General features: G+C 26.6%; 20 protein-coding genes. 13 read left to right on the top strand and 7 right to left on the bottom strand.

Annotated elements, in window-relative coordinates:
* Window positions 1-189: 189 nt before the first annotated feature.
* Together HF520_RS06595 and HF520_RS06590 are read right to left on the bottom strand one after the other, a co-directional pair.
* Window positions 190-648 (bottom strand): hypothetical protein, encoded by a 459-nt coding sequence (locus HF520_RS06595; RefSeq protein WP_168573262.1) that lies wholly within the window; start codon window positions 646-648, stop codon window positions 190-192.
* Between the two features lie 42 nt (window positions 649-690).
* Window positions 691-1,578 (bottom strand): hypothetical protein, encoded by an 888-nt coding sequence (locus HF520_RS06590; RefSeq protein ID WP_168573261.1) that lies wholly within the window; start codon window positions 1,576-1,578, stop codon window positions 691-693.
* Between the two features lie 185 nt (window positions 1,579-1,763).
* On the opposite strand from HF520_RS06590, the gene HF520_RS06585 reads away from it, so the two are divergent.
* Window positions 1,764-2,135 (top strand): DUF5412 family protein, encoded by a 372-nt coding sequence (locus HF520_RS06585; protein WP_168573260.1) that lies wholly within the window; start codon window positions 1,764-1,766, stop codon window positions 2,133-2,135.
* Between the two features lie 12 nt (window positions 2,136-2,147).
* Window positions 2,148-2,435, top strand: coding sequence for an alpha/beta hydrolase (locus HF520_RS06580; protein ID WP_168573259.1), 288 nt, complete (start codon window positions 2,148-2,150; stop codon window positions 2,433-2,435).
* 94 nt (window positions 2,436-2,529) lie between these two features.
* On the opposite strand, the gene HF520_RS06575 is transcribed toward HF520_RS06580, so the two are convergent.
* Window positions 2,530-3,033 carry a VanZ family protein gene (locus tag HF520_RS06575; RefSeq protein ID WP_168573258.1) on the bottom strand — a complete coding sequence of 168 codons (504 nt, stop codon included), beginning with the start codon at window positions 3,031-3,033 and terminating at the stop codon, window positions 2,530-2,532.
* A gap of 476 nt (window positions 3,034-3,509) precedes the next feature.
* Between HF520_RS06575 and HF520_RS06570 the strand changes: the two genes are divergently transcribed.
* The 7 genes from HF520_RS06570 (at window position 3,510) to HF520_RS06540 (ending at window position 9,534) form a co-directional block, all read left to right on the top strand.
* Complete coding sequence (locus HF520_RS06570) at window positions 3,510-3,776, top strand: DUF4160 domain-containing protein (RefSeq protein ID WP_168573257.1); 267 nt, start codon at window positions 3,510-3,512, stop codon at window positions 3,774-3,776.
* Window positions 3,777-3,787: 11 nt separating this feature from the next.
* On the top strand, window positions 3,788-4,030 hold the full coding sequence (locus HF520_RS06565; protein ID WP_168573256.1) for a DUF2442 domain-containing protein: 243 nt from the start codon (window positions 3,788-3,790) through the stop codon (window positions 4,028-4,030).
* A 230-nt stretch (window positions 4,031-4,260) separates the two neighbouring features.
* On the top strand, window positions 4,261-4,830 hold the full coding sequence (locus tag HF520_RS06560) for a hypothetical protein (RefSeq protein ID WP_168573255.1): 570 nt from the start codon (window positions 4,261-4,263) through the stop codon (window positions 4,828-4,830).
* Between the two features lie 119 nt (window positions 4,831-4,949).
* A complete protein-coding gene (locus HF520_RS06555; RefSeq protein ID WP_243155215.1) occupies window positions 4,950-5,258 on the top strand; it encodes a flavodoxin family protein in 309 nt (102 codons plus the stop codon).
* 514 nt (window positions 5,259-5,772) lie between these two features.
* On the top strand, window positions 5,773-6,963 hold the full coding sequence (locus tag HF520_RS06550; RefSeq protein WP_168573254.1) for a MalY/PatB family protein: 1,191 nt from the start codon (window positions 5,773-5,775) through the stop codon (window positions 6,961-6,963).
* A 151-nt stretch (window positions 6,964-7,114) separates the two neighbouring features.
* Complete coding sequence (locus HF520_RS06545) at window positions 7,115-8,482, top strand: APC family permease (protein ID WP_168573253.1); 1,368 nt, start codon at window positions 7,115-7,117, stop codon at window positions 8,480-8,482.
* A 182-nt stretch (window positions 8,483-8,664) separates the two neighbouring features.
* The gene (locus HF520_RS06540) at window positions 8,665-9,534 is read left to right on the top strand and encodes an aminoglycoside phosphotransferase family protein (RefSeq protein ID WP_207711038.1); all 870 of its coding nucleotides are present in this window, start codon (window positions 8,665-8,667) and stop codon (window positions 9,532-9,534) included.
* Between the two features lie 412 nt (window positions 9,535-9,946).
* Here HF520_RS06540 and HF520_RS15335 read toward each other — a convergent pair whose 3' ends face one another.
* The gene (locus tag HF520_RS15335; RefSeq protein WP_256372441.1) at window positions 9,947-10,075 is read right to left on the bottom strand and encodes a hypothetical protein; all 129 of its coding nucleotides are present in this window, start codon (window positions 10,073-10,075) and stop codon (window positions 9,947-9,949) included.
* A 376-nt stretch (window positions 10,076-10,451) separates the two neighbouring features.
* Here HF520_RS15335 and HF520_RS06535 point away from each other — a divergent pair, with 376 nt between their 5' ends.
* Window positions 10,452-11,201 (top strand): EFR1 family ferrodoxin, encoded by a 750-nt coding sequence (locus HF520_RS06535; protein WP_168573252.1) that lies wholly within the window; start codon window positions 10,452-10,454, stop codon window positions 11,199-11,201.
* A 15-nt stretch (window positions 11,202-11,216) separates the two neighbouring features.
* Here the strand turns inward: HF520_RS06535 and HF520_RS06530 are convergent, their stop codons facing one another.
* Window positions 11,217-11,582, bottom strand: coding sequence for an ArsR/SmtB family transcription factor (locus HF520_RS06530; RefSeq protein WP_168573251.1), 366 nt, complete (start codon window positions 11,580-11,582; stop codon window positions 11,217-11,219).
* A 15-nt stretch (window positions 11,583-11,597) separates the two neighbouring features.
* The gene (locus tag HF520_RS06525) at window positions 11,598-12,197 is read right to left on the bottom strand and encodes a nitroreductase family protein (RefSeq protein WP_243155214.1); all 600 of its coding nucleotides are present in this window, start codon (window positions 12,195-12,197) and stop codon (window positions 11,598-11,600) included.
* A gap of 252 nt (window positions 12,198-12,449) precedes the next feature.
* Between HF520_RS06525 and HF520_RS06520 the strand changes: the two genes are divergently transcribed.
* Window positions 12,450-12,683 carry a hypothetical protein gene (locus HF520_RS06520; protein WP_168573250.1) on the top strand — a complete coding sequence of 78 codons (234 nt, stop codon included), beginning with the start codon at window positions 12,450-12,452 and terminating at the stop codon, window positions 12,681-12,683.
* A gap of 113 nt (window positions 12,684-12,796) precedes the next feature.
* The gene (locus HF520_RS06515; protein ID WP_168573249.1) at window positions 12,797-12,943 is read left to right on the top strand and encodes a hypothetical protein; all 147 of its coding nucleotides are present in this window, start codon (window positions 12,797-12,799) and stop codon (window positions 12,941-12,943) included.
* Window positions 12,944-13,051: 108 nt separating this feature from the next.
* Here the strand turns inward: HF520_RS06515 and HF520_RS06510 are convergent, their stop codons facing one another.
* Window positions 13,052-13,933, bottom strand: a complete 882-nt coding sequence (locus HF520_RS06510) for a LysR family transcriptional regulator (protein ID WP_168573248.1) — start codon at window positions 13,931-13,933, stop codon at window positions 13,052-13,054.
* Window positions 13,934-14,088: 155 nt separating this feature from the next.
* On the opposite strand from HF520_RS06510, the gene HF520_RS06505 reads away from it, so the two are divergent.
* A complete protein-coding gene (locus HF520_RS06505; protein ID WP_330586316.1) occupies window positions 14,089-14,661 on the top strand; it encodes a sugar O-acetyltransferase in 573 nt (190 codons plus the stop codon).
* Window positions 14,662-14,673: the final 12 nt, after the last annotated feature.

Raw genomic sequence — 14,673 nt, 5'->3', positions numbered from 1 at the left:
GCGTATAAAGCTGAAGATCCAAAAAGAGTATATATAATATTTTTTAAAAACGAATATATGTATCTAGGATTTTGTTTTAAATTATAGTTTTCAATCTTGAAGAGATAGTAAGAGCTAATTGGTAAAATTAATCAAATAACTCCTTTATAGTAATGATTAGAATATAGAACTATAAAGGAGCTGTTTTAATTATTGTTGTTTTGTTAAACTTATTGATATATAACCTTGAATTGCATCTTTAGATGTTAATTCTAGCGAGAGTTTTTTGTTTAAGTCCCATCGATCATTAAATATAGCGTACTTAGTATTAGATCCATCCATAGGTACTGTAGAAATATCTTTATCATCTTTATCATGTCCTTCTTGGGTTATAATAAGACTTATAGTACCGGAATTTCTTTTACCTATAATATTTAATATATCTCCATTTTCAATAGAAATTTCTTTTTTGACAGTGTCTTTAAATTCTTCAAATGATATATTCCAAGTTCTTTCATCCTCATTAAATTCCTCATGATATTTTTTAGTATAATTAGTATTTGTAGATATTTCAGACTTCGTTTCTTTTTTATAAGAATTAAAATTATTATATCCTATAGTAAATATAATTAATATTATTGCTATAGATATAAATATTTTTTTATTCATATTATCCCTTCCCCCACATAACATTTTTATTATATTTTTAGATTATTTTTTTAAAGCCAGATCTAAAAATTTTTCTTGGACTGAAAGACTATTGACATTTCCACCAATACTAAAATTTATTTTGTTATCATTAATGTTTTCAATATAAGCAGACTTTATTAGTGTTAAATTATAATCTATATCTGTTTTTGTATCTGATTTTGTATATAGAACTCTGCCAATTTTATCTTTATCATTGATATAATTAATACTTAATTCTTCAAAATCATTTTTATATGTGTCACGAGATATTTCTAGTTTATCGCTTTTAATATCACTGAAACTTTCTAAATGACTATCTGAAATTGGTTTCATATTAATTATTTTTTCTATATCTTTTAAAGTTAAATCATTTGTAGTACACATATTTTCAATAATTTTATTATATGTGTTTAAGAATAATGAATCTTTATTGTATATGACTTTAGAAAGTTTTTTTAAATTAGTTATATCATAAGTATTAAAATCTATTGTAAATTCATCTAAATTATCTATATTTTCATAACTTAAATATATTCTAAATGGCGTTTCATTTGAATTTTTATCTTCTTCAATTAAATAGTTTATATTTCCAATTATTTCAGTTTCATTATTGTTATTTTTTTTAGTGAAAATTACAAGTTTTTCCCTCTTATCATTACTAAATGAATAAGCATATTTTTTTATATCTTGTTTTGACCCTGAGTTTTCTGACATATCTATTAGTTCAAACTTATATTCTTTTAGTAACTCTTTTATATCTTCAATTTTTATTTCTTCTTTACTTTCGACTTTTTCAACAGCATAAAAATATGCGTCTTCTAAGGATTCAACTTTTCTTTCTTCTTGTTTTGAACATCCTGATGAAAAAATACAGATGAGTATTGCGAATAGTACTATTATTTTTTTCATAATCCCTCCCAATTTTGATATTGATTTTTGTTTTTCCCTATTTTAATAAAGATATTATATCATATTGTTAATTTTTGGTAGATATTTGTATATCTTTATAGAGATATTTAAGTTAATATATTATAAGGATGTATAATGAATTTAAAAATAAATGATCTACAAAAAAGCATAGAGGAGGGAGATACATGAAAAAAAGAAAACAATATATAATAATATGTGTCATTATTGCTATTGTAGTTATTGGAATAGTTTATAGTATTAAGTGGTCATTTTCTGATATCCAAAGAATTAATGGACAAGAATATATTACTGAATCAACTTCACCAGATGGTAAATATACTGTAACTGCTTATTTAAATAATGGTGGAGCGACAACAGATTATGCTGTTTTAGCAACATTAAAGAATAATAAAAATGGTAAAACAAAAAACATTTATTGGCAGTATCATTGCGAAGAAGCTGATATAGAATGGTTAAGTGATGATACTATAAAAATAAATGAAGTAGAGCTAAATGTTAAAAATGAAATTTATGATTATAGAAAGGAAATAAAATAAAGGGGAATTGCATTGAGAAAAAGTATAAATAATAAATTGATTCAGAAATTAATAATAAGCTTACAAATACTTTATATTTTATTATTTTTTGCAACAAGTATCATAGATAATATCTATTATACATTTTGGGCAAGTATAATAATAGGAATAATAAGTTTGATTTTAAGTATTATAAATGCTATAAATAAAGGAAATTTCAAAGTTTTATTTATATTAATAAGTATTGTTGAAATTTTATTTACGGTATTTGTATATCTTCTTCCAGAAGCGGGCATACCTGCTCTAATTAGATTATTTTAATTAATAATACTTTTAGTAAAAGTAAATAAAATAGAGAAATAGCTATACAAATGTAGTATAGCTACTTCTCTATATAAATAAAAATTAGATTATATTAATTTACCAATAATAAAATAGATATTAAACTCCCTAATCCAATAGTAGAAATCAAAGCAAGTATATTAACTATACTAGTAGTCTTATTTTTAAACACTTTTGAAAATAGATAAAATATTCCAATACCTATTACCCCACCTAAAGTATTACCTATAAGATCTGTTATATCAGTTGCTCCAATAGCTAAAATAAATTGTAAAACTTCAATTGATAAACTAATGAAAAAGGATACTGATATCTTTTTAAGAATAGACCAATTTTCTTTTAACATACATATGTAAATTCCAACAGGAATAAATACAATTATATTATTAATAATTTCACTAGTATCTATTTTTCCATTAACTATAGCCGAACCTAGAAATGGAATTAAATTAATACTCCTATCTTTGTAAAGTTCATCAAGTGAAAAGCTCATTTTGAATAAAAGAATCCATATTAATATGAAAAAATAGACTGCAAATAAAATCTTAGTTAAGTTACGCTGTTTTTTATCCACCATACGAAATAATCCTTTCATTTTAATTAATATTATATAAAAGTTGCAAACATTGACTACATTATACATAATATTTAATTATTTTAAAATTACAAAATAGACATATAAATTTATGATTTTTTATATTCCAGGTCTTTAACTAAGGATTATATCAATAATAACATTTATATATCTTTATATAATGCACTATCATTAATGAAGAATGACAAATATGAGCGTTTCATAAATAAAAAAGACAATCTGATTGAACTAAATAAGTATTTTATATATTGATGTTTATGGAAAGATGTAATAGTATAAGTTGATATGATATTTATAAGCAAATATAGTTAAGTTTAAGCCGATAAACTTGACGAAAATAGATTTAAATAATATCATGAAAAGATATTAAATAAATTTTAGATTGAAAATAAAAGTTTAATTAGATATATTTAAATAAAGAAAAAGTTATAAAATATAAAAGAAAAGGATTGATAAAAATGCCAACGATAAGTATGTTCTACGGAATAATAATAAGAATGTATTGTGCACCAAAAGAACACGCACCTTCACATTTTCATGCATACTACCAAGATTATAAAGCAGTAATTGATATAAAAACATGTGAAATAACAGAGGGTAGTTTACCTAAAAAGCAATTAAGGTTAGTTCTTGCTTGGGCAGAACTTCATCAGGATGAGCTATTAGCAAATTGGGAGTTAGCTATGAATAGTGAATTACCATTCAAAATAGAACCATTAAAGTAAGAGGTGAATATATGTATTTAGGCGTAAAAGAAGTTAAACCTATAGATAATTATAAATTAATATTAACTTTTGAAAATAATGAAGTTAAATTATTTGATATGACACCGTATTTAGACAAAGGAATCTTTAAGGAATTAAAGGATGAAAATTTATTTAAAGCAGTAAAGGTAAGTTTTGATTCCATAGAATGGCCAAATGAAGCCGATATTGATCCAGAAACATTATATGAAGATAGTATTTCATATTCAAATTAGAAGTGAGGAGTTGAGGTAAACTTATATCTCAGCTCTTTTTATTTTAAATAGATATTTAGAGCTTTAACCAAGGATTATATCAATGAATATACAAGTTTTGATATAATCTACATAGAAATATTTATAAATAGTAGTAAAGATTTTAAATATGTTTAATCTTTACAGTTCGTAATTTTATATATTATGAACCATTGTTGCAATATTTTTAGAAAATAAAAAGGGGATATATTATGAAAAAAATAATAACAATGATATCACTAGTAGTAATATCAACAATGTTTATTGTTGGTTGTTCAAGCTTAAAAAATTCAGACGACTTATATTTATCAAACTGTTCTGATAATATGACTGGAATGGGGAAAAAATACTTTATAAATAATCTAGAAGACGGGAATTACGAAATTGAATTTACTGCTAAAGAATATGAATATGGTGTTCTAAAAGAAGAGCATATATTATACAAATCAACTATCGAGCATATTGGGAACAATAGTACACTAAAAATTGGAGTTGCTGATGGGGAAGAATCAGATTCTAGCCTTAAAGTTATAATAAATGATTCAGAATATGGAACTTATACTTTAGAGTGTTTAAAGAATGGCTATGACATAGGTATGGCTATGTCAATCTTAGATGAAGATAAATACTTTAATTTAGATAGTGAAGTTGCCATAGCTGTATATAGTATTGGCGGAGAAAATAGGATTACTGAAGGTTTAAATATTGATGGAGAATTTGAGATAGGTAATAATAATCTAAATGATTTGGTAGTATACATGAAATTACATAAGACTAATTAACAGTAATTTTTATATTTATCTTATCACATAATTGTCTAACATAGCCTTAAAAATATATTCATTGAGCAGATGTTATATTTGTAGGATTCTGGGCTACTGGTAACTCTTGCCCAAAAGATGTGCAAAACTTTATCGAAAAACTTTCAAATAAAAAGATATTTATATTTGGAACAGTAGGATTTTCTGATACTAAAGAATACTTCGATGAAATCTTAAACAATGTAAAATCTCACGTTTCATCATGCAATACTATAATTGGAACATATATATGTCAAGGTAAAGTATCAGAAACTATGCAAAATAGGATAAAAGAAGTTTATCCTGAAAAATATGAATTAATGAAGGATAGTCTTGAAAAATCAGTAAATCATCCAAACCAAGATGATATTGAAGCATTAGTTGCTGAAGTTGAAAAAGTAGTTTTATAATTTATAACTTTAGTTATTACAAATAATTTATATAAAATCAAATAAACAACCATACCTTATAATTCAAGAATTGAAAATACAAAGGTATGGTTATTTTATTATAAAATTACAACAAAGTTAGCTAACATAGCCAGTAATTAAAAAATTTTTCCATTTTCATAACAGTTTTTGAAGTTGACTAACTATATATTCATAGGAGAAAACTTTATTTAAGCATATAATTAGTTAAGGATTTAATTACAGATTAAAATAAAATAGAAAAAAGTAAAAATAGTACTTATATTATTTGAATCAATATTATATTTAATTGGAGTATAGAGTAGATGAATAATCTTAATATATTAAGAATAAAAATGAGTAGGAGCAGATGTTTCTACTTTTTTTAAATGGGAAAAGTTTACGTAATCATGTTGCTACTATTTAAATATAGTTTAGTGACTAAATAAATATTATATAATGTATATAAGATAATGCTAATTTAGCATTGTCTAAAATAAAATTTGAGGTGGTAAATATGGGGAGATATGATTTTGATAGGGTAGTAGAAAGAGAAGGTACAAATTGCTTAAAGTATGATTTAAAGACTACTTTTATGCCACAAGCTCCAGAAGATGCATTACCATTATGGGTAGCAGATATGGACTTTGCATGCTGTAATAAGATAGTAAACAAGTTACATGAGAGAGTAGATAGAGAAATATATGGTTATACATCTCATAAAACAGATGATTATTATGATGCTGTGTGTGGTTGGTTTAGTAGACGTTTTGGTTGGGATATAAATCGAGATAGTTTATTTATAAGTCCTGGTGTAGTTCCTGCTTTAAGTTTTCTAATAAATATCTTAGTAGAAGAAGGAGAAGGGATAATAATACAAAAACCTGTATACTATCCATTTGAAGCTAAGATACAAAATAATAATAGAAAGGTAGTTAATAGTCCATTAAAGTACATAGATGGTAAGTATGAAATGGATTATGATGGATTTGAAGCTTTAGCAAGAGATAAAAATAATAAGCTATTTATATTATGTAGTCCACATAATCCTGTAGGTAGAGTATGGAAAGAAGAGGAATTAAGAAAGATAGTAGATATATGTAAAAAGCATGATTTATGGATAATATCTGATGAAATACACTGTGATATAATAAGGGCTAATCAAAAGCATACACCGTTAGAGGTAGCATGTGATTATTATAAAGATAGAATAATAACTTGTACTGCACCAAGTAAATCATTTAATTTAGCTGGTATGCAAATATCTAATATAATAATAAATAACGAAGAAATAAGAGCTAAATGGTTAGATCTTACAGACAGTAAATTTTCTATAGGATTACCAAATCCTTTTGCTTTAGAAGCTACAAAGACAGCTTACAATGAGTGTGAAGATTGGATAGATGAGGTCAATGAGTATATAGATGAAAATATAAGATATATTTCTGACTTTGTAAGTGAACATTTACCTAAAGTAAAAATGGTAATGCCTGAGGGAACATATTTAGTATGGTTAGATTTTAGAGAGTATGGCTTAGATTCTAAAGAGTTAGAAAATGTAATGCTACATGAAGCAGGTGTATTATTAGATGAAGGATATATCTTTGGTGAAGAGGGCGTAGGTTTTGAGAGAATTAATGTTGCATCACCTAGAAGTATAATAGAGGATTGCATGAATAGAATAAAGGTAGGATTTGAAGGTAAGTAATTATAGGCAATAAATAGGTGCGTTATAGAGAATATAATGCACTTATTTATACAAAAATTTAATAAGGTAATAGATATATTAAGCAGTAACAACAAGTTAAGTTAAATTAAGTTAAGTCGACAACCCCAAATAAAATTAAGGAGGAACTATTATGTCGAGCAATAAGAAAGAATTAAACTTGTTTAATATTATATCGTTAGGTGCAGGAGGTGCTATAGGATCTGGTATATTTGTAATGATGGGTACTGGGATAGATTTAACTGGTAAGTCCATATCTATAGCGCTAGTTGCTGGTTGTATTTTGATGTTACTTGCATACACATATAATTTTATGTTAGCATCTATGTTTAAATTAGATGGAGGTATGTATTCTCAACAAGCACTATTATGTCCACCATTATTAACTGGAGTATGTGCTGTAAATACTATTGTAGGTAATTTAGGAATGGCCATGTATGCAGTAGCTATAGTAGATTATGTAGGTGTAGTATTTCCAGATATAGTTCCATATACTAAAGTAATAGCGATTTTAATACAAACTGTATTATTTGCTGCTACTATAAGAGGTATTAAATTCCTAGCATCTATTCAAAGTATCATGGCTATTATATTATTTGTATCTATAGGTGTATTTATAGTATGTGGTTTACCTCAAGTAGATTTTGGAGTATATATGAATACAAGTGACCCAGATTTCTTCAGAGGTGGATTACCTGGATTTGTCGCTGCAGTATCTATTATGAGCTGGGCATGTCAAGGAACTACAATGTCCACTGTGTCTGTAGCTGCAGAGACTAAAGATGCTAAGAAAACGATACCAATAGGTATAATGATAAGTACTGTAATAGTATGTATAGTATATACATTAATGGGGGTAGTAGCATCTGGTGTATTACCTATTGGAACAGTAGCAGGTAAAAGTCTAGGATTAGTTGCTGAGAGTATATTCCCTAGAAGTGTATATGTTATATTCATACTAGGTGGAGCAGTGTTTGCAATATTTACAAGTCTTATAAGTAGTATAACAATGATAAAACATCCATTTTTAGCTACTGTAAGAGATGGTTGGATGCCTAAGGTATTTGGTAAACAGACTAAAGATGGTTATCCATATATAATAATGGGATTTATGTATCTAGTGGCAGTAGTTCCAATAATTTTAGGTACTGGATTAGATGTTTTAGTATCTTACGTAATGATACCATCTATGGTAGTATGTGGTTTATGTAATTTCTGGATGATAAAGGTTCCTAAACAATATCCTAAACGATGGAAAGAAAGTGTATTTCATATGCCATATCCTATATATGTAGGTATAATGTTAATCAGTGTTGTTTGCAATATATTTATATCTTATAACTTATTTGTTGGTCTTACTGGAAGCGATAGAATAATGGTGTCTATAATAACTTTAGGTATGTTTGCAATAAGTTATTTTAGACTAAAAGGAGGATATGTAAATTTAGATTCTGTTAATAAAATAAAAGAACAAGCACAAAGAGATGTATTAGCAGACTAAAAAACATATATATTTAAGAATAATACTATATAGATGATATAAAGCACGATATTACTATTTTATTAGTTTTATCGTGTTTTTATTTATTAAGAAATTAAAAAATGTTATAGTAAAAATAAGTATGCAATTGTTATATATTATGAATAAATTCAAATTTTTAAACTATACTTAAGGGGTGAATTATGGATATAAACGTAGATTTAGTCAAGGAATTAATTGCTCATCAATTCCCTGAGTTTTCTGATTTAGAAATAAAAATGGTGGAAAAATCGGGTCATGACAATAGAACTTTTCATCTAGGTGATAATATGTCAGTCAGATTACCAAGTGGTCCTTCTTATGCTTTACAAATAGAAAAAGAATTAACATGGCTTCCTATATTTAAAAATCATATTTCTTTAACTATTCCTTCGCCTATTGCTAAAGGTGAGCCTAGTTCTAAATATCCATTTAATTGGGCTATAAATAGTTGGATAGAAGGAGAAACTGTTAATTATGATAATGTATGTGATTTAAAAGAATTAGCAGTTGATTTAGCAAGATTTTTAAAAGAATTACAATCAATAGATGCTAGCTTAGGACCATTAGCTGGGGAACATAATTTCTATAGAGGGGGTTCGTTAGAAGTTTATGATTGTGAAACTAGAGATGCACTTAAAAAGTTAAAAGATGTATTTGATATAGATATTATAGAAAATATTTGGAATACTGCATTGAAATCTAAATATGAAGATAAACCAGTTTGGGTTCATGGTGATGTGGCTATAGGAAACCTACTTGTAAAGAATGGTAAACTATCTTCTGTTATAGATTTTGGAATACTTGGTACAGGTGATCCAGCTTGTGATTATGTCATGGCGTGGACATTTTTTGATAGTGAAAGTAGACAATTTTTTAAAGACGAATTAAATTGCGATGAAGAAACTTTAAATAGAGCAAAAGGTTGGGCTCTTTGGAAGGCTCTAATCACTTATGATATAAATGATAAGAATTCTACAAGTTCACAGTGGGCAAAGTATTGTATTGATGAACTTTTGAAAGATATTGTTTGAAATTAATTTAAGTAATTAAAAGAAATTTATAAATATATTAATAAAAAATTCTCGCAATACTTTATTCATTAAAATACCAATAACAATTAAAATAACTGCTAATAATGTTGATAAATAGCCTATTATACCGATAAAATCAAAGATAATTGAAGATATAAGTAATAGTGTTCCACAAGCTAAAATAATATATGAGATTAACTTCAATTAAATCACCCCCAAGATTTTAAGTTACAATTTAAAACAATTGAGAACTTCGATTATATAAATATCAATTTCATTATCTATAAATTCAACTAAAGACTTAGTTATAGTAAGATCTAATTTTGATTGTAATTTTGGTGTTGTGTAGTAAAGATGTATCGTTTTGATACACCTTTTTTATTTTTATTTAGTTCGAAATTTATTAAGATTATTACTTAATACTAAATATTGCAAATTCAGCTGGACCAGCAAATTGGAAACCTGAAACTTTAATTCCAATAAGTCCAATAGTTGCTATTACAGCTAATGATATTACTATTTTTTTACCTTTTGATTTCATCCCTTAATCAACCTTGTTTATAAATAAAATTCACAATCTATAACAATTGCGTACTTATTTTTATTATAGCATTCTCTCAACCTATTTATTACCATTTACATAATTTGTGCTACTATTAATTTAGATTATAAAGTCTTTTATTTATATTTTATATTTTATTACTTTTTCTTTCATTAAATAATTATATAAATTTTGAATATATTCAAATTCCTCATCCGTTAAAGCAGTTTTCAAAAATCTCTGATCATTTCATTTAGAAGCTAATGAGAATATAATTCTTTACAAATAAACATAAAAAATATTAATATGTTATAATTTTATTTAAACTAATAAATTATTAAGGATTAAACTAAAAAATAGTTAGGGAGATATAATTATGATTTTATATTTTAGCGGTACTGGTAATAGCCGATATGTAGCTCGCAAAATTGCACAAGAATTAAATGATGAACTGATATCACTAAATCAACTTATAAAAGAAGAAAAAACAGATGAATTAACATCAACAGATAAGCCATTCATATTTGTATGTCCTACTTATGCATGGAGATTACCAATAGTAGTTACAGATTTTATAAAAAAGACAAAATTTTCAGGAAGTAATAAAGTCTACTTTATAATGACTTGTGGAGAAGATACAGGAAAATCTATAAACTATATTCAAAAGCTTTGTAAATATAAAAACTGGCAACTAAAAGGCATGGCAGAAATTAAAATGCCAGAGAATTATATAGCTTTATTTCCTGTACCAGATAAAGAAACTTCAAAACAAATTATTAAAGAAGCAGATAAACAAATAGATAAAATCATTTCTGATATAAATGCTGAAAATGAATTTGAAACTATTACCCCTAGTGGATTAGGTGGCACAATTAAAAGTGGTATAACAAATGTAGCCTTTTATAAGATGTTTGTTAATGCCAAGGGATTTCATTATACTGATAAATGCATTGGCTGCGGAAAATGCGTAGAGCTATGTCCTCTAAATAATATTAATTTAAAAGATAAAAAGCCTGTTTGGAAAAATAATTGTACTCATTGTATGGCATGTATTTGTGGTTGCCCTACTGAGGCTATTGAATATAAAAATAAGACTCAAAATAAAGAAAGGTATTATTTAAAATAATACCTTTCTTAGGATTTATTCACCTTTTCTTAAATCATTCTCACCAATATGTTCTATTCCAACAAATATAAGATTTATTAGATCTTTTAATGATTTCCATTGTGATTTTTTTGAATCAAGATAATAATAGTTTTTTGTTCCCTCTCTACGCATATTAACAATTTCTGCTTCTTTCAATATTTTAAGATGATGAGATACAGCAGGACGAGAAAGATGTGTTTTTTCTGTAATTTCTCCTACTCGTATACCATTAAAATCACTCTCTAGGAGCGTAATTAAAATTAATTGTCTAGTTTCATCACCAATAGCAGAAATAGCCTTACGACAATCTTTAAATTTAGATGCTATTTCTACTATCCTTTCTTGACATTCTTTTTCCATAAAATCCTCCATATCTTATAAATATCTAACATTTGCTGCCTCTTTTTGTGCAGTACGTCTATATTTAACATCTGGATATCCAATTACTAAAGTAGTAACAACATGATCTCTCTGCTTTAAATTTAAAAGCTTTTTTAATCTTAGAGAATTATTTGCTACATCTGAAAAGTATCCACTAAATAAAACACCTAGACCGTAAGATTCTGCCATTAACGCCATATTTGATGCTGCAAGTGAGCCACTAATCTTATCTTTTGTAACTATCATTATTGAAATAGGAGCATGCTTGAAGAAAAAGTTATCATCAATCGTAACTTCCTTTGAATGTTTAACGGCAATATCTGCAATAGGTTTTATTCTTCTAAAAAATTTAACTGCTTCCTTTTCATACACTTCTTTTTTATTGTCTAAAACAATATATGATACATCTTGTGAATTTTTAGCACTAGGTGTATATCTACCTGCTTCAATAATTTGCTTTATAATTTCTAAAGGAACATCTTTATCTTTAAATTTACGTATACTTCTTCTAGATTTAATTGCCATTAATAATTCATCTGAATCTAGTTTTTGATTATTTGTAATTTCTATTGGAGGTTCATCAAAACCAGTCATTGTGATAGCTTTCTTTGGACATATCGAGGTGCAGTGTCCACACATTAAACAGTCTTGATTTTTAATTACTGATTTTTAATGCAGCAGTATCAGGAGAATATTATATATCTATAAAAACAAATAAATATATTTAATTTATGTTCTTAATTTTAATACAATGCTAAATGAATTGTACTTTGCAAATAAAATAATTTGGGATTATAATAAATTTATAATAGTATTGAAGATTAAATATAATATGGGGGGAGTATTATGAAAAATAAAGTTGATAAGGGGTTTGAATTAATTTATTGGAATTTAAGTTATAGAAGAAAGTTTATAAGAACTTTATGGCAGACTCCATTAGTTTTTTTAGCAATTGGGCTTTTAATTTTCGTAGGGAAAAACTTATTTTTTAATAGAATAGCGCCTATATTATTAGTTATAATTTACATATGGCAATTAATTTATAATTATATCAAATGGAAAAAAGATGAAGAAGTTTAGTATTTTGCCAGCAGAAAATAAATTTTATTTTATAAATACAAACTAAGAAAGGGTTTGAAAGAGGAAATACATGTGCAAAGGTTGGTTTACCTGAAACACATAAGGGATGTAAGATGGTAAAAATGTTTAAGACTGGACATGCACAGACAGATAGAGTATTACATGACCGTGTTAGAGGCTGGATGCCAGTAGTAGGTTATCCAGAACTTATGATACACTTTACTGTGATGATACCAGAAAATGAAGAAGAAAAGAGATAAGAGGAATAGGAATTATTTTATGGATGTTTTTACGGTTATTCACATAAACTATGGTATTCTTAATTAGATTATAAAAAAGAAATCTTTAAAAATCTAATATCATTTCCTTTAATTATTCAAATTCTCTTGTAGATGCCTTAAAAATGTCTCAGATGCACGAGAAAATACTTGATATTTTTTCCAGATTATATTTAAACTTGCTTCAAGTGGTGGATATAATGGTCTAAAGCAAAGGTTACTATCACCTGTTGTATTAATTAGCTTATCAAGACAAAGTGCATAGCCCATACCTTCATCTACTAGTAAGGATGCATTGTACACTAGGTTATACGTAGCTACAATATTTAATTCACTTAAATCTTTTCCAAACCATTTTGATATTTCTGACTCAACAAGTCTTTGACTTGATGTAATAATAGGAATATTAAGTAAATCTGATGGTTCAATAAAATCTTTTGATGCAAGGGGACTTTCCTTTTTCATTAATAAGCCCCAAGTATCTTTTTGAGGAATACGAATAAAGTCATACTTACTTAAATCAAAGGGCTCAATTACTATTCCAAAATCTATTAAACCTTTATCCAACTTATCCGTAACATCATCACCATTTCCGCTAAATAAGTGATAGCGTATATTAGGATACTTCTTTTGTAAACTATGAGCACATTTTGCAATTATCCTAATAGCATCAGTTTCACCACCACCTATATATATATCACCACTAATTATTTCATTTGATGTATTAAACTCAGACTGTGTTTTATCTATTAAATCTATAATTTCTTGAGCTCGTATACGGAGAAATTTTCCTTCTTCTGTAAGTGTAATTTTTCGATTTCCACGAATAAACAGACTCTTGCCAAGTTCTTCTTCCATATTCATTAACTGGCGTGATAATGTTGGTTGAGATATATTTAATAAACTTGCTGCTTTAGATATACTTTCAGCTTTAGCCACAGCAAGAAAATATCGTAAAACTCTAATTTCCATTTTAAAACCTCCTTTGTATATGATTATATTATATATTAATATGCCTTTTAAGCATAGGAAAGTATTCGATATAAGTATTTGTTATGATAAAAAATTAAGATTATAATAAAGTCAATAAAACTTTATAAGCATAAATATAGGGGGGAATGAATGATATGGAAATAAATCTTAAAACTTTTTTAGAGCATGTTAATAGTAAATTACCTGTTGAGGCAAATTCAGAGATTCATGCTTATATGTCAAAACTTAGCCAAGAAGCTATGCAAATTACATGTGAATTAAATGCATCTTATCATACGCCAGAAGAAATAATAAAGATATTTTCAAAATTAATAGGAAAGCCAGTAGATGATACTTTTAGAATGTTTCCACCGTTTTATACTGATTGTGGTAAAAATATTACTGTTGGAAAGAATGTATTTATAAATTCTGGTTGTCGTTTTCAAGATCAAGGAGGAATTACTATTGGAGATGGATCATTAATAGGACATAATGTAGTTCTTTGTACTTTAAATCATGATTTTGAACCTACGAAGCGTGGTACAACTATTCCATCACCAATTATAATTGGGAAAAATGTTTGGATTGGTGCAAATGTAACTGTGGTACCAGGAATTACAATTGGTGATAATGCAATTATTGCTGCTGGAGCAGTAGTTACTAAGGATGTACCAGCAAATACTTTAGTAGGAGGAGTTCCAGCTAAGATTTTAAAAAATATAGAGTAAAAATAAAAAAAC

It is taken from the genome of Romboutsia sp. CE17, assembly GCF_012317385.1.
Lineage (GTDB): Bacteria > Bacillota > Clostridia > Peptostreptococcales > Peptostreptococcaceae > Romboutsia_E.
Note: the sequence above shows the minus strand (reverse complement) of the source record. Positions and strands in the feature narration are given on the sequence as shown.